The 15,617-nt window shown below is 64.4% G+C and carries 15 protein-coding genes and 2 tRNA genes; 10 read left to right on the top strand and 7 right to left on the bottom strand.

Going from position 1 to position 15,617, the window contains the following annotated elements:
* Position 1: 1 nt before the first annotated feature.
* Genes yidC through rpmH form a run of 4 tightly spaced genes read right to left on the bottom strand, consistent with a single transcriptional unit; the run spans position 2 to position 1,907 of the window.
* The gene (yidC, locus tag AC1C2S_RS08165) at positions 2-952 is read right to left on the bottom strand and encodes a membrane protein insertase YidC (protein ID WP_495352023.1); all 951 of its coding nucleotides are present in this window, start codon (positions 950-952) and stop codon (positions 2-4) included.
* Between the two features lie 8 nt (positions 953-960).
* Positions 961-1,389: a membrane protein insertion efficiency factor YidD gene (gene yidD / locus AC1C2S_RS08160; protein ID WP_495352022.1), complete on the bottom strand. Its 429-nt coding sequence runs from the start codon at positions 1,387-1,389 to the stop codon at positions 961-963.
* A gap of 1 nt (position 1,390) precedes the next feature.
* A complete protein-coding gene (rnpA, locus tag AC1C2S_RS08155) occupies positions 1,391-1,762 on the bottom strand; it encodes a ribonuclease P protein component (protein ID WP_495352021.1) in 372 nt (123 codons plus the stop codon).
* Between the two features lie 7 nt (positions 1,763-1,769).
* Entirely contained in the window at positions 1,770-1,907 is a 138-nt protein-coding gene (gene rpmH / locus AC1C2S_RS08150) for a 50S ribosomal protein L34 (protein ID WP_022892375.1), read from the bottom strand.
* Positions 1,908-2,334: 427 nt separating this feature from the next.
* On the opposite strand from rpmH, the gene dnaA reads away from it, so the two are divergent.
* From dnaA to AC1C2S_RS08105, 9 genes are all read left to right on the top strand, one after another.
* Positions 2,335-3,753 (top strand): chromosomal replication initiator protein DnaA, encoded by a 1,419-nt coding sequence (dnaA, locus tag AC1C2S_RS08145; RefSeq protein WP_495352020.1) that lies wholly within the window; start codon positions 2,335-2,337, stop codon positions 3,751-3,753.
* A 562-nt stretch (positions 3,754-4,315) separates the two neighbouring features.
* Entirely contained in the window at positions 4,316-5,464 is a 1,149-nt protein-coding gene (gene dnaN / locus AC1C2S_RS08140; RefSeq protein WP_495352019.1) for a DNA polymerase III subunit beta, read from the top strand.
* A gap of 162 nt (positions 5,465-5,626) precedes the next feature.
* Complete coding sequence (recF, locus tag AC1C2S_RS08135) at positions 5,627-6,811, top strand: DNA replication/repair protein RecF (protein ID WP_495352018.1); 1,185 nt, start codon at positions 5,627-5,629, stop codon at positions 6,809-6,811.
* A complete protein-coding gene (locus AC1C2S_RS08130) occupies positions 6,804-7,283 on the top strand; it encodes a DciA family protein (RefSeq protein WP_495352017.1) in 480 nt (159 codons plus the stop codon). The genes recF and AC1C2S_RS08130 overlap by 8 nt, the downstream gene beginning before the upstream one ends.
* A gap of 123 nt (positions 7,284-7,406) precedes the next feature.
* Complete coding sequence (gene gyrB, locus AC1C2S_RS08125) at positions 7,407-9,425, top strand: DNA topoisomerase (ATP-hydrolyzing) subunit B (RefSeq protein ID WP_495352016.1); 2,019 nt, start codon at positions 7,407-7,409, stop codon at positions 9,423-9,425.
* A gap of 93 nt (positions 9,426-9,518) precedes the next feature.
* The gene (gyrA, locus tag AC1C2S_RS08120; RefSeq protein ID WP_495352015.1) at positions 9,519-12,131 is read left to right on the top strand and encodes a DNA gyrase subunit A; all 2,613 of its coding nucleotides are present in this window, start codon (positions 9,519-9,521) and stop codon (positions 12,129-12,131) included.
* Positions 12,132-12,137: 6 nt separating this feature from the next.
* Positions 12,138-12,542 carry a DUF3566 domain-containing protein gene (locus tag AC1C2S_RS08115; protein ID WP_495352014.1) on the top strand — a complete coding sequence of 135 codons (405 nt, stop codon included), beginning with the start codon at positions 12,138-12,140 and terminating at the stop codon, positions 12,540-12,542.
* A gap of 143 nt (positions 12,543-12,685) precedes the next feature.
* Positions 12,686-12,759: transfer RNA gene (locus AC1C2S_RS08110), tRNA-Ile, on the top strand.
* 113 nt (positions 12,760-12,872) lie between these two features.
* A tRNA-Ala gene (locus AC1C2S_RS08105) sits at positions 12,873-12,945 on the top strand.
* A gap of 54 nt (positions 12,946-12,999) precedes the next feature.
* On the opposite strand, the gene AC1C2S_RS08100 is transcribed toward AC1C2S_RS08105, so the two are convergent.
* On the bottom strand, positions 13,000-13,398 hold the full coding sequence (locus AC1C2S_RS08100; RefSeq protein WP_495352013.1) for a hypothetical protein: 399 nt from the start codon (positions 13,396-13,398) through the stop codon (positions 13,000-13,002).
* Positions 13,399-13,480: 82 nt separating this feature from the next.
* Here AC1C2S_RS08100 and AC1C2S_RS08095 point away from each other — a divergent pair, with 82 nt between their 5' ends.
* Positions 13,481-13,930, top strand: a complete 450-nt coding sequence (locus AC1C2S_RS08095) for an NUDIX hydrolase (RefSeq protein WP_495352012.1) — start codon at positions 13,481-13,483, stop codon at positions 13,928-13,930.
* A gap of 173 nt (positions 13,931-14,103) precedes the next feature.
* On the opposite strand, the gene AC1C2S_RS08090 is transcribed toward AC1C2S_RS08095, so the two are convergent.
* Entirely contained in the window at positions 14,104-14,355 is a 252-nt protein-coding gene (locus AC1C2S_RS08090; protein ID WP_495352011.1) for a hypothetical protein, read from the bottom strand.
* A gap of 645 nt (positions 14,356-15,000) precedes the next feature.
* Positions 15,001-15,519: a hypothetical protein gene (locus AC1C2S_RS08085; protein WP_495352010.1), complete on the bottom strand. Its 519-nt coding sequence runs from the start codon at positions 15,517-15,519 to the stop codon at positions 15,001-15,003.
* Positions 15,520-15,617 lie beyond the last annotated feature (98 nt).

Raw genomic sequence — 15,617 nt, 5'->3', positions numbered from 1 at the left:
TCTACTTCCCCTGCTTCTTCGAGCGAGACTTGCTCACGGGCTGCTGGCGCTGCGTCTTCTTCGGTTCCTGCAACTCGATCGCGGTCTCGGTCTTCTCATCGACGACGAGCTTGCCCTTGCGAGCGAGCCGCTCTTCACGGGCCTTCGCGGCTTCACTGCCCGGCGTCGGCATGTTCCTGATGACCACGAACTGCTGACCCATGGTCCAGAAGTTCGAGACGAGCCAGTAGAACATGACGCCGATGGGGAAGGCGACACCGGAGAACGCGAACACGAGGGGGAGCAGGTACAGCATGATGCGCTGCTGGCGGAACATCGGGCTCGCCTTGGTCTCGGGCGACATGTTCTTCGAGACGATCTGCAGCTGGGTGATGAACTGCGAAGCCGTCATCAGCACGATCATCGTGGCCGCGATGGCCATGACCTGCCAGGGGTACTCTCCGTTCATCGCGCCGATGAACGTGCCTTTCAACGGGGCACCGAGGAACTCTGAGTTCGCGAACGAGTTCGCGAGTTGCTGGGTGAACACGCCGACGCCGGCCTTGTCATGCTGGGCGTCGTTCAGCACCGAGAAGAGTCCGAAGAAGATCGGCATCTGCAGCAGGAGCGGCAGGCACGATGAGAGCGGGTTGGTGCCCGTCTTCTTGTAGAGTTCCATGGTCTCGCGCGACATGGCCTCGCGGGAGAACTGGTCCTTCTTGCCCTTGTACTTGTCTTGGATCTTCTTGAGTTGCGGCGCGACCTCGAGCATGCGGCGCTGGCTCTTGATCTGCCGGACGAAGATCGGGATCAACGCCGCACGAACGACGATCACCAGGCCGACGATCGAGAGGATCCAGGTGCCACCTGCGTTGGGATCGAGGCCGAGGAAGTCCCACATCGAGTGGAACGCGACGAGGATCAGCTCGATGACCCATTTGATGGGCCAGAGGACAATGCTGATGATGTCCATGTAGTGAGTCAGTCCTTCCGGGACAAGGTGGGGGAGGAGAGCAAGAGCTCCGCGTCGTCGCGGTGCAAGTCGTCGCGATGAGAGTGATCGTGGTGAACCGAGCCAGTACGCATCGGCAGAGATGCATCCGTCTGCCCCATGCCGGCCGGAACGACCCAACCGAACGGGGTCACCCGGTAGCGCGAGTGGCGTGCGGCCTTGACGTCGTCGATGCCGCCGGCAGTCCACGGGTTGCAGCGGAGGATGCGCCAGGCCGTCAGCGCCGAGCCGAGGAGAAGGCCGCGCTGTTGCACGGAACCGAGTCCGTAGGACGAGCAAGACGGATAGTAGCGGCAGACATCGCCGTACAGCGGGGAAATGGCTGCGCGATAGCCGCGAATGACGAGCACCCCGAGATTGCGGGGGATGAGCCCGACGAACAGGGCGGCGTTCTTCACGCTATTCGCCCTTCTCCTGCGATGGGGTTGCTGAGGCGCGCGTGCGCCGGCGTTGAAGTGCACTCAGCACCTCGGCGCGGATCTCATTCCAGTCGGCGGCGGCGGCCGACGGCAGCGCTCGTACGACCACATCGACGTCGTAGATACCATCGCCGAGCGCCTCATGGCACACGGCCTTCAAGCGCCGACGCACGAGATTGCGTCGAACGGCGGAGCCCACCTTCTTCGAGACGATGAAGCCGAACCGTGCATCAGCGCCCGACTCCCGTGAGCGCACATAACTCACGGTGTGGGCACCGGCCACCTTCGCACCCCGGCGCACGATGACTCGATAGTCGTCGGCGCTCGTGATGCGATTGGCTTTGGCAAGCACCGAAGTACTAGGCCGAGAGTTCGGTGCGACCCTTGCCGCGGCGAGCCGACAGGATGGCGCGGCCGGCGCGAGTGCGCATGCGAAGGCGGAAGCCGTGCTTCTTGGCGCGACGACGGTTGTTCGGCTGGAAAGTACGCTTGCTCATTCTTCTTCTCCGGCGTTCGGATCTCCTCGCCGGGACCGCTGAACAGCGCGAAGGCGGGAAAAATAGGTGCCCTGATGGGCTGGGGTCAACTGATTAAAACTACGGCCTCGAGGCCTCGGGGTCAAACCGAACAGAGTTCAACCCGGCATAGTGCAAAAGAGACAGTATCGCCCGAACCTCAGGATCGCCTGTGGAATGACACGCCCACGACGTCGAATCCCCCAATCGGCATTTGTCGGGAACGGGTTCATTGGATAGCGTTTGACACCAGTTATCCCCAGCTTGGTGCGCGGAATCTCGGGCTTCTTCCGAATTCTCCCCACAGGGCGTGGATAACCCAGTGAACACTTCGCCTCGCGCCGCTTGCTCCGTCGATCGGGGGATCGATGAGCGGCAGACGACGGCACCGGACTGATTGCGGGGAACCATGACAGAACAGCCCATCACGGATACTTGGGCGACGATCCTCGATCGGCTGTCAGACGACGACGCGATCACTCCGATGCTGCAGGGCTTCCTCAATCTCGTCGAGCCGAAGGGCATCGCGGCCGGCACCTTCTATCTGGAAGTTCCGAACGACTTCACGGCGACAATGCTGAACCAGCGCATGCGGGTGTCGTTGCTCTCCGCGATGAGCGTGGTCGAGGCGCCGTCGCCGGTGACCTCGTTCTACGTCGTCGTGAACCCCGAGCTCGAGGAGGCGCGGGCTCCAGAGCCCCAGTCTCCGTTCATCGACGAGCTCGATCCGGTCGAGATGCCCGCCTCCCCCCAGTCGGTCTTCGAGAACACCAGCCCGGTCTCGTCACGAGACACTCGCCTGAACCCGAAGTACGCCTTCGAGAGTTTCGTCATCGGGCAGTCCAATCGCTTCGCCCACGCCGCCGCGGTCGCGGTCGCGGAAGCCCCGGCCAAGGCGTACAACCCGCTGTTCATCTACGGCGACTCCGGCCTGGGCAAGACCCACCTCCTGCATGCCATCGGCCACTATGCGATGAGCCTGTACCCGGGCATTCGCGTGCGGTATGTGAGTTCCGAGGAGTTCACGAACGACTTCATCAACTCGATCGCCAACAACCGCGGATCGCTCTTCCAGCAGCGCTATCGCAACATCGACATCCTGCTGATCGACGACATCCAGTTCCTGCAGGGCAAGGCGGAGACGCAGGAGGCGTTCTTCCACACCTTCAACACCCTGCACGATCACAACAAGCAGGTCGTGATCACGAGTGATGTGCCGCCGAAACACCTGACGGGCTTCGAAGACCGCATGCGGAGCCGCTTCGAGTGGGGCCTGATCACCGACGTGCAGGCGCCCGACCTCGAGACCCGCATCGCCATTCTCCGCAAGAAGGCGCAGTCCGAACGACTCCAGGTGCCCGACGACATCCTCGAGTACATGGCGTCGAAGGTCTCGAGTAACATCCGTGAGCTCGAGGGCACCCTCATTCGCGTCACCGCGTTCGCGAGCCTCAATCGCACGGCGGTCGACATGCCCCTCGTGCAGACGGTCTTGAAAGACCTCATCACGGATGACTCGGACAACGTCGTCTCCCCGGTCGACATCATCACGGCGACCGCCGACTACTTCAAGTTGACCGTCGACGACCTCTACGGTTCGAGCCGGTCGCAGGCCGTGGCGACCGCACGCCAGATCGCGATGTACCTCTGCCGTGAGCTCACGAGCCTGTCGCTGCCGAAGATCGGCCAGTTGTTCGGCAATCGCGATCACACGACGGTCATGTACGCGAACAAGAAGATCTCGGAACTCATGAAGGAGCGCCGCTCCATCTACAACCAGGTGACCGAGCTCACCGCCCGCATCAAGCAGGTCAGCCGCTACCGCTGAGCGTCAGCAACCGTTGGTCGAGTAGCGACGAAGGAGCGTATCGAGACCTGTCGCAAAGTCTCGATACGTCATTTGCGCGCCGTCTCGACCAACACCGGAGGCGGGTCTCGATACGTCATTGGCGCGCCTTCTCGACCAACGCGGGCGGGTCTGCAGCGACCGTGCACGACCATTCCAGGCGATTCCCACAGTTGTGGAGAACCTGTGGATTGTTCGCGAAGAACCGCATGAAGCCTGTTGAGACAGGGTGCCTGCCTGTGCAGAACAGTGTCATGCGATCGGCGTCATGACGAGGCATCCGCTCACGAACCCACACACTGTGCACAGATCGGATGCCGCGCGATCGGCGTCGTTCCGCAGGTCTCTGCACACCATCCACAGTTTCCACAGCGGTTAACACTGTTAAGAGTTAAGTGTTTAAGGGGGGATTCCCACAACCTTGGAAATCGGCGAGCGTCGAGCATCGGCGGGGCAGCGCACAGTCGGCATCGATTCGCCCGCGGAGAGCTGAACTCTGCGGATAACATGGGAGCCACCCAGCGACATCCACGACGGGAGAACCGTGAAGTTCCAGGTCAACCGCGACGTCTTCAGTGAGGCCGTTTCCTTCGCCGTCAAACTGCTGCCCCAGCGCACCACATTGCCGATCCTGTCGGGCGTGCTGATCCAGGCGAACGCCGACGGCCTCGTGCTCTCGTCCTTCGACTACGAGGTTTCCTCTCAGACGGAGATCCAGGCAGACGTCGAAGAGCCCGGCACAGTGCTCGTCTCGGGGCGCCTGCTCGCCGAGATAGCCGGCCGCCTCCCGAACGCTCCCGTGCGTGTCGCAACAGAAGAGAGTCGAATCTCGGTCAGCTGCGGCTCCGCGAGCTTCACACTGCTATCGATGCCGGTCGAGGAATATCCTTCGATTCCCGAGATCGGGCCCCCGTCGGGTGTCGTACCGGCAGAGGAGTTCGCCGCGGCCGTCGCACAGGTGGCGGTCGCTGCGTCGCGCGACGACGTCACGCCCGTGATCACGGGCGTGCAGCTCGAGGTGCGCGAGAACAATCTCAGCCTCGTCGCGACCGACCGCTACCGCGTTGCAGTTCGTCAACTCGACTGGGACGGCGGTTCTGTCGCCAGTGAAGAGACGGTCACCGCGCTGGTGCCCGCCCGCACCCTGCAAGAGGTGGGCAAGACGTTCGGCCACTCCGGCACGATCTCGGTCTCGATCACGAGCCGCGACGATCGCGAACTCATCGCCTTCAGTGCCGACAAGAAGACGGTGACGTCATTGCTCATCAAGGGCAACTTCCCGCCGGTGCGACGACTGTTCCCCGAGACGGTCGACAACTACGCGGTCGTGAACACGGCCGAGCTCATCGAGGCGACCCGCCGTGTGGCATTGGTACTCGAACGCGAGGCCGCCTTGCGGTACAGCTTCACGGCCGACGGGCTCACACTCGAGGCGATCGGCAGCGAGCAGGCGCAGGCTTCGGAGTCGATCGACGCGATTCTCACCGGTGACGACACCGTGGTCTCGCTGAAGCCCCAGTTCCTGCTCGACGGCCTCGGCGCTGTGCATTCCGAGTTCGTCCGCGTCTCGTTCACGAAGACCGAGAACCCGAACAAGCCGGGCCCGGTGCTCATCACGAGCCAGTCCTCGCGCGAGCAGGCCGGCGCCGACAGCTACCGCTACCTGCTGCAACCGAACCTGCTGCTGCGCTGATACACCGACGCTGGTCGAATAGCGACGAAGCGGGGTCTCGAGACGGTCGCTTCGCTCGCTACTCGACCGAAGTGCTCCACGTCGGCGGTGCGGGGTAGCGTGGTGAATTGCGATTCCGAGGCTATGAGGCATTCGGATGCCGCGCAGTCGAAGGGAGCCAGCGTGCACGTCGCCCGGCTCTCCCTGACCGACTATCGCAACTACGAGCGTGCAGAACTCGATCTCGGCCCGGGTGCGACAGTGCTCGTCGGGCGCAACGGACAGGGCAAGACCAACCTCGTCGAAGCGATCGGCTACCTCGCCACGCTCAGCTCGCACCGCGTATCCGGCGACCAGGCGCTGATCAGGGCGGGCGCCGACGCCGCGATCGTGCGCGCCTTGCTCACGCACGGCGATCGCGAGTTGCTCATCGAGCTGCAACTGAATCGCCAGGGCGCCAACCGCGCCCAATTGAATCGTTCCCCGGTGAAGACGCGTGAGTTGCCGCGCTATGTGCACAGCGTGCTCTTCGCTCCCGAAGACCTGGCCATCGTTCGGGGCGAGCCTTCCGTTCGCCGGCGCTTGCTCGACGAGTTGCTCGTTCAGCGCACACCGCGGCTCGCCGGCGTGATGGCCGACTACGAGCGAGTGCTGAAGCAACGCAATTCCTTGTTGAAGAGCGCGCGGGCCAGAGGGCTCGCCGTCGACAAGCTGACGACACTCGACATCTGGGATGAACGTCTCGTCACACTCGGTTCGGAGCTCATCGACCAGCGGCTCGCCCTCGTCGCCGAGCTCCGCGAACCGCTCGCAGCGTCCTACCGCGCGATCGTCGACGCCGACCACGCGCCGGGCATGACCCCATCGCTCTCGATCGACGGTGCCGACCCCGACGATGAGCACGATGCATCCGCTGCGCCTCTCGATTCGACATCGGGCACGAGCGAGCGATTCGCCGAGGCACTGCGCGTGCTTCGACCGAAAGAGCTCGAGCGAGGCGTCACCCTCGTCGGTCCGCACCGCGATGACATCGTGCTTCTTCTCAACGACCTGCCCGCGAAGGGGTACGCCAGCCACGGCGAGTCGTGGTCGTTCGCGCTCGCGCTGCGACTCGCCTCGGCCGAGCTCTTACGCCGCGACTCCATGACGGGCGACCCGGTGCTCGTGCTCGACGACGTCTTCGCCGAGCTCGACCGCTTGCGGCGCGAACGTCTCGCCACCGCCATCTCGGGCTTCGAACAAGTGCTCGTGACGGCAGCGGTGCTCGAAGACGTGCCGGCGCCGCTCACCGCCCGCGTCGTGCACATCGAGGCGGGCCGCATCGTCGAGAGCGAGAGCGAGAGCGAGGCGGAGGCCGCCGATGTCTGAGGCCGCACGCGTCTACCAGCATTTCCGCGAGATCTTCGGCGGCGAACGAACCCGCAGCGGTCGCGCGGGCAAGGTGCGCACTCGCGAGACCTCCGGGAGCGAGCCGTTCACCCCCGGCCGCGACCCGAAGCCGCTCGCCGACACGATCGACTCGCTGAGCACCCAGCTCGGTTGGAACGGACCGCTCTCGCAGCACGACGTGCTCGCCTCTTGGGCCGAGATCGCCGGCGAAGAGACGGCACGTCACTCCGAGCCCATCGCGATCGAGGGCGGAGTTCTCCAGGTGCGCTGCGAATCGACCGCGTGGGCGACCCAGTTGCGCATGATGCGCACGCAACTGATCACCGAGATCACGACGAGATTCCCCGGAGCGGCCGTCGAGACGATCCGGTTCCAAGGGCCGGATGCCCCCACCTGGAAAAGGGGCCCCAGATCGGTTCCAGGGCGCGGTCCGCGCGATACTTACGGTTAGGCAGGCAAATTCGGTCACTTCCGACCTGATGTCGCCCCAGATCGGCGCTTCAGGGCTTGTGTCGACCCTCCGTTTGATAGGATCGAGAGTCGCCAGAATGACGGTCAGGAGCCCGATTCACACATGACAGCGGAACCGACGAAGGCCCAGCAGACACCGGCATACGGTGCTGATGAGATCCAAGTACTCGAGGGCCTCGAAGCGGTTCGCAAGCGGCCGGGTATGTACATCGGCTCGACGGGCCCACGAGGCCTGCACCATCTCGTCTCCGAGATCGTCGACAACTCGGTCGACGAAGCGCTTGCGGGCTATGCCACCACGATCGACGTGACGATCCTGCCCGACGGCGGCGTGCGTGTCATCGACGACGGCCGAGGCATCCCGGTCGACATCCACAAGAGCGAAGGCCGTTCGACGGTCGAGGTCGTGCACACCGTGCTGCACGCCGGCGGCAAGTTCGGTGGTGGCGGTTACGCCGTCTCCGGCGGGTTGCACGGCGTCGGGGCATCCGTGGTCAATGCGCTCTCGTCCAAGTTCGACGTCGAGGTGCGCCGCCAAGAACACGTGTGGCGTCAGTCGTTCACGATCGGCGTACCCGACGCCCCGCTCTCGAAAGACGAGCCGAGCGACGAGACCGGCACGACGACCACGTTCTGGCCGAACCCCGACATCTTCGAGACCGTCGAGTTCGACTACGAGACGCTGCGCGCCCGATTCCAGCAGATGGCCTTTCTCAACAAGGGCCTGCGAATCACCCTCACCGACGAGCGCAGCGGGCACGTCGAGATCGATCCAGAAGACACGGCCGAGAGCGAAGCGGATGACGCGGCTCCCGGCCCTCGCACCGACACCTTCCTCTACGAGCGAGGCCTCGTCGACTACGTCGAGTACCTGAACCGCTCGAAGAAGTCCGACGTCGTGAACGACGAGATCATCTCCTTCGAAACGGAGGACACCGAGCGAAAGATCGCACTCGAAGTCGCGATGCAGTGGACGACCGCGTATACCGAATCGGTGCACACGTACGCGAACACGATCAACACGCACGAGGGCGGCACCCATGAAGAGGGCTTCCGCGCGGCGCTCACGACGCTCGTGAACAAGTACGCCCGCGAGAAGGGCATCATCAAGGAGAAAGACGACAACCTCTCCGGCGACGATGTGCGCGAAGGCCTCACCGCGGTCATCTCGGTGAAGCTGGCGGAGCCGCAGTTCGAGGGCCAGACGAAGACGAAGCTCGGCAACACCGAAGTGAAGTCGTTCGTGCAGAAGGTCACCTCAGACCAGCTCGGCGACTGGTTCGAGCGCAACCCAACGCAAGCCCGCGACATCATTCGCAAGGCGATTCAGGCGGCCACTGCGCGCCTCGCTGCCCGCAAAGCGCGCGAGGCGACTCGTCGCAAGGGCCTGCTCGAGTCGGGTGGCATGCCGGGCAAGTTGAAGGACTGCTCGTCGAAAGACCCGTCGGTCTCCGAGATCTTCATCGTCGAGGGCGACTCGGCCGGCGGCTCCGCCGTGCAGGGCCGCAACCCCGAGACGCAGGCGATCCTGCCGTTGCGCGGCAAGATCCTGAACGTCGAGAAGGCACGCCTCGACCGGGCGCTCGCCAACAACGAGGTGCAGGCCATGATCACGGCGTTCGGCGCCGGTATCGGTGAAGACTTCAACACCGAGAAGGCCAGGTACCACAAGATCGTGCTCATGGCCGACGCCGACGTCGATGGCCAGCACATCACCACACTGCTGCTCACGCTGCTGTTCCGGTACATGCGCCCGCTCATCGAGCTCGGCTACGTGTACCTCGCCCAACCCCCGCTCTACCGCCTCAAGTGGACGAACTCCGATGACGAGTACGTCTACTCCGACAAGGAGCGCGACGCCCTGCTCACGGCGGGCGCAGCGGCCGGCAAGCGAATCCCCAAAGACAACGGGGTGCAGCGCTACAAGGGTCTCGGTGAGATGAACCACCAAGAGCTGTGGGAGACGACGATGAACCCCGAGACCCGCACTCTGCTGCAGGTCACCATGGACGACGCTGCTGCCGCTGACGAGATCTTCTCCACACTGATGGGCGAAGACGTCGAGAGCCGGCGCAACTTCATCCAGAAGAACGCGAAAGACGTCAGGTTCCTTGATATCTAGTGGTCTCGTTCCCTGAGCTCGTCGAAGGGAACGGACAACGGCAAGACTCCCTTCGACAGGCTCAGGGAGCGGACAGGCGAAGAAGAGAAGCAGATGACAGACGCAGACGAGAATACCGACGGCCCCGGCATCCACGGCAGGATCGACCAGGTCGACCTGCAGCTCGAGATGCAGCGTTCCTACCTCGACTATGCGATGAGTGTCATCGTCGGACGAGCGCTGCCCGACGTGCGCGACGGGCTCAAGCCCGTGCACCGCCGCGTCATCTACGCGATGTACGACGGCGGCTACCGCCCCGACAAGGCGTTCTCGAAGTGCGCGCGCGTCGTCGGCGACGTCATGGGTCAGTTCCACCCCCACGGTGACACTGCGATCTACGACGCACTCGTGCGCCTCGTGCAACCGTGGAGCCTGCGGTACCCGCTCGCACTCGGGCAGGGCAACTTCGGTTCGCCCGGCAACGACGGCGCGGCCGCTCCCCGGTACACCGAGACGAAGATGGCTCCGCTCGCGCTCGAGATGGTGCGAGACATCGAGAAGGACACCGTCGACTTCCAAGACAACTACGACGGCCGTACGCAAGAGCCGTCGATCCTGCCCGCCCGGTTCCCGAACCTCCTCGTCAACGGCTCGGTCGGCATCGCGGTCGGCATGGCCACGAACATCCCGCCGCACAACCTGCGCGAAGTGGCATCCGGTGCCCAGTGGTACCTCGAGCACCCCGAAGCATCGCGCGAAGAGCTGCAAGAGGCGCTGATCCAGCGCATCAAGGGCCCCGACTTCCCGACGGGCGCACAGATCCTCGGCGTCAAGGGCATCAACGACGCCTACCGCACGGGCCGCGGCTCGATCACGATGCGCGCGGTCGTCTCGGTCGAAGAACTGCAGGGCCGCACCTGTCTCGTCATCACCGAGCTGCCGTACCAGGTGAACCCCGACAACCTCGCGATCAAGATCGCCGACCTCGTGAAAGACGGCAAGGTCGGAGGCATCGCCGACATCCGGGATGAGACCTCAGGCCGCACCGGCCAGCGACTCGTGATCGTGCTGAAGCGCGACGCGGTCGCGAAGGTCGTGCTCAACAACCTCTACAAGCACACGCCGCTGCAAGAGAACTTCGGCGCGAACATGCTCGCGATCGTCGACGGCATACCGCGCACGCTCTCGATCGACGGGTTCATCGCGCACTGGGTCGACCACCAGATCGAGGTCATCGTGCGACGCACGCAGTACCTGCTGCGTGAAGCCGAGGCTCGCATGCACATCCTGCGTGCGTACCTCAAGGCCCTCGATGCCCTCGACGAGGTCATCGCGCTCATCCGCCGCTCGCCGACGGTTGAAGAGGCCCGCGACGGTCTCATAGAGCTGCTCGAGATCGACGAGCTCCAGGCGCGTGCCATCCTCGAGATGCAGCTGCGCCGCCTGGCCGCACTCGAGCGGCAGAAGATCATGGACGAGGCAGCCGAGCTCGCCGAACTGATCGCGGACTACGAGTCGATCCTCGCGTCGCCCGAACGTCAGCGCACGATCATCTCGGAAGAGCTGGCAGAGATCGTCGCGAAGTACGGCGACGACCGGCGCACGCACATCATGCCGGGCTTCGACGGCGACATGTCGGTCGAAGACCTGATCCCCGAAGAGGAGATGGTCGTCACCGTCACCCGCGGCGGCTACGTCAAGCGCACGCGCAGCGACAACTACCGCTCGCAGCACCGCGGTGGCAAGGGCGTCAAGGGCGCGCAGCTCCGCGCCGACGACGTCGTCGAGCACTTCTTCGTGACCACGACGCACCACTGGTTGTTGTTCTTCACGAACAAGGGCCGGGTGTACCGGGCGAAGGCGTACGAGATCCAAGAGGCCGGCCGTGATGCGAAGGGCCAGCACGTCGCGAACCTGCTCGAGATGCAACCCGACGAGCAGATCGCCGAGATTCTCGACATCCGCGACTACGGGGTGGCCCAATATCTCGTGCTCGCCACTCGCGACGGCCTGGTGAAGAAGACCGACCTCACCGCGTACGACACCAATCGCTCGCGTGGCGTCATCGCGATCAACCTGCGCGACGATGACGAGCTCGTCTCGGCGATGCTGGCCGACGAGCACGACGAGATCCTCCTCGTCTCGAAGAAGGGGATGTCCCTGCGCTTCGAGGCGACGGATGAGGCGCTCCGGCCCATGGGGCGGTCGACCTCGGGTGTGAAGGGCATGTCGTTCCGCGCGGGCGACCAGTTGCTCGAGGCATCCGTCGTAGCCGGCTCAGAGCACGCCGGCGCGGTGCTCCCTGAGCTCGTCGAAGGGGGCGAGTCCGCCCCGACAGGCTCAGGCGCCGACGGCGACCATGAGGCGAGGTACGTCTTCGTCGTCACCGAAGGCGGTTACGCGAAGCGCACCGCCGTCGACCAGTACCGCCTGCAGAATCGTGGGGGGCTCGGCATCAAGGTGGCCAAGTTGAACGACGATCGCGGCGACCTCGCCGGCGCCCTGATGGTCGGCGACGACGACGAGGTGCTTGTGGTTCTTGCCAGCGGCAAGGTGGTACGCTCTGACGTCGCCGAGGTTCCCGCCAAGGGCAGGGACACGATGGGCGTCGTGTTCGCGAAGTTCGCGGACGACGACAAGATCATCGCCATCGCGAAGAATTCCGAACGGAATCTCGTGGAGGAGACCGCAGAGTCCGAAGCGGCCGAGCCCGCGCGAGAGGAGTAGCCGTACATGAGTAGCGTCGCCGAGAAGCTGGCCCGCAAATCGAACCGTAAGACCCCTGCCAAGCAGGTGCGCCTTCGGCTCGTCTACATCGACTTCTGGTCGGCGGTGAAGCTGTCGTTCCTCGTCGCCGTGTGTCTCGCGGTGGTCAGCATCGTCGCCATGTTCCTGATCCACACTGTGCTGAGCTCGACCGGCATCTTCGAGAAGCTCAACGAACTCGTGAAAGACGTGGCCGGTGCCGGTGGCGATCTCACCTCGGTGCTCTCGCTCGGCAATGTCATGGGCTTCGCCGTCGTGGCGGCGCTGCTGAACCTCGTGGTGACCACCGCGCTCGGCGCGATCCTCGCGGTGCTCTACAACCTGAGCGTCAGGATCACGGGCGGAATTCTCGTCGGTTTCACGAACAACTGACGCGCGCCGAACGCGTGAGCGTTCGGCCGAGTCAGATCGAGGGGCGGCCCCTTCCGGGCCGCCGAATCGAGATCTCACCGACGAGATTCGGCCGATTCGGAGATTGCCAGAACGTCCGGTAGTCTTTCCTTCGGCCGAAATTCGGGGATATAGCTCAGGCGGTTAGAGCGCTTCGCTGATAACGAAGAGGTCCGAGGTTCAAGTCCTCGTATCCCCACTGTGAACAATTGACACCGGCAACAATTGACACCGGCAACAATTGAGACCGGCAACAATTCAACGCCCGTGAACAACTCCATATGAACATCCGGATGCCTCGGCATTCGGCCCGGGGCCTTAGCTCAGTTGGTAGAGCGCCTGCTTTGCAAGCAGGATGTCAGGAGTTCGATTCTCCTAGGCTCCACAGTTTCCGCACATCGGGTTCGCGAACTCGACACCTCGAGTTCGCGCCTGTGCTTCACAAGTGCAGCCAGCGCTCGACCAATCCCACGATCGCCTCGAGCCTCTCGTCGAGTTCGCCCGGATCGAGCGTGATGACGCCGCGATCGGCAGCAGCCCAGCGCACGAGCCCGGTGCCGTCATCGAAGCTGAAGCCGTCGGCATCGACGAGCTTCACACCGCGGTGCATCACCACCCGCAACTTGCCGCGCGGGTCGATGCCGAGCGTGACGCGGTCGGCGCCGTCGAGTGCGTAATTGGGACCGTTCCACTTGATGTTCTCGACGGTGCCCGCGGGGGCGACACCACGGATTCCCTCGCACAGCCGCCCGAGCGGGCCGCCCTGATCTGGTGGGAGCCGGGCGAGGAACCGCTCGACCTCGGCCGAAGCCGCGATCACGTTCGTGTCATCGGCCATGTGCTGCTCCTTCGCCTCGCGGGATGCCTCGACCATAGCCCTCGGCGGACATGGCCGTCGATGCTCCCGCTACAGTGTCCGAATGGACATCCGCATCGCTGCGTACGGGGTCATCATTCACGACGACCGAATCCTGCTTTCGCATTGGAACGAGCACGGGCGATCGGGATGGACCCTTCCAGGCGGGGGAATCGAGGGCGCTGAGCATCCTGTGGTGGCCGCGCGGCGCGAAATCCGGGAAGAGACCGGCTACGAGGCATCCATCGACCGACTGCTCGGCATCGACACGATGGTCGTTCCGGCGTCGAAGCGCCACACGGGCGCCTCGCCGCTCTATGCCATGCGCGTCGTGTACCGGGCGAGCGTCGTCGGCGGGGAGTTGCGGAATGAGGTGGGGGGTTCGAGCGACGAGGCCCGATGGTTCCCGCTCGACGAGGTGCCGAAGCTCAAGCGAGTGAGCCTGCTCGACATCGCACTTCGCTTGAATGCGGCCGAGCCGGTCGACGGTGTGCCGCCGCCCGTCGGCGGCTGAATGCACTGACCGCGCGGCCGTGTCGCCGACCTTCCGACCGTGACTGGCCGAACCGTTCGCGACACGGACGCGCGGTGCCGAGCTCCCCGAGGTCGATGCCGTCGCGCTGGCGATGACATCGACCTGTGGGGGCCAGGCATGCGTGCTGGTGCTGGTGAAGCTCTCCATGATGATCAGACCATCGGCAGCGCGAGGAGCGCGATCCGCTGGAACTCGGCGTCCCGAAGCCGGTTCGCGATCTGTTCGTTGCGGCGACGCTCGGAGAGCGCCGTGTAGCTCCGCTTCGCGTCTTGGCGACGACCCCATGCGATGAGGGCGAGGCCCAAACGGCGTGCGAGCCGTTCGCGGAGCTGCCGTGCGTCTGCACGAAGGATGACGGTCTGGCCCTGGGGGCTTCGGCCGGCGGTGAGAGTACTCGTATTCACAGTGATTCCTTCTGGTGTGTTGGTGTTGGGCGTGGAGCGATGGTGCTGGTGTGTTTCACGGGCGGCTCGTCGGCCCACGATCGGATCCCGTGATCGACAGCATCCGAGCATGGATGCCTCGTCAGGGCTTCGAGGGCAGGGCTGACGGCTCGTCGCGAGGTGTGATCGGGCGGTTGGCCGTTACGGAGCGTCGAGATGCCGAAGTCTCCGATGGCCGGCGGTCGCGATCTGACGGTGGCGTACTCCGGGGCATCCGCTCGTCACCGTGAGGTGACGAAGACGACGATGTGCCGTCGGACGACCCTGCTTGCCGCAGTGGTCACGCGCGAGGGGCGCAGATGGCGGTCAGGCGCTATTGCGCGTGCCGCCGGAGCGAACCGTTAGCCCGCTCGACGCGCGAGGAGGACTCCCGTGTTGGCCGCAGTAAATGCTGGCGTGAAGATGTGCTTCATCATGGGTATCAACTCCTCTGCTGCTCAGGTGCGATGCGCACCGCTTATGGACACTAGCGGGATATTCACGTCGACCGCAAGATGAATTCCCAGAAACTTCGGAAATCAGGGTCAGCACCGAGATCGGGCCCGCCTGGAACGACGATGGCCCCGCCTGGATCAGGCGGGGCCATCGGTGGTCTTGCGTGTGGAATCAGTCGTCGGCGGGGGCGCCGGGCGTCGGCTCATCGTCGGCGACCCAGAGCTCGTCGTCGGCACGGAACGTCTGCCAGACGGCGTAGGCGACGCCGGCCGCGGCGACGATGCCGGCTCCGATCGCGAGATAGGTGCCCACTCCGGGGCCTTTCTTCTGCTTCACGACGGCTGCGGCACGAGGCGACACCCGCTCGATGGCGCGGCGTACGCGTGCGTCGTTGGCGATGTCGCCGATGGAGAGCACGGAACCGAGCGCGTTGCCCACGCTGCGCTCGACGGTGTCGCTGGCAGTACGCGCGACACGACCCGCCTGCTGGACGCCAGGTCGGACGTAACTCTCGTACCCGGTGCGGACCCGCGGCACGACCTCTTCACGCGTGAGGTGACCGAGTTGACGGCTGGCCTCGCGCGCGACGGCATTTGCATGCTCGAGCACGTGCTGCTGGTTCTCCCAGAGATCCCCAGCGGTGCTCTGCAGTCGCTTGAGTTCCTTCCGGCGCTTGCGTGACAGGCTCATGTCGACCTCCATCGTTGTGCAGCGAACCACTCCATCTTGCCACCGAAACAGCTGGAAGCGGGGTGGGAGTCCGAATACGGCATACCACTTGACGAATC

Source organism: Agromyces sp. Y782, assembly GCF_059445405.1.
Note: the sequence above shows the minus strand (reverse complement) of the source record. Positions and strands in the feature narration are given on the sequence as shown.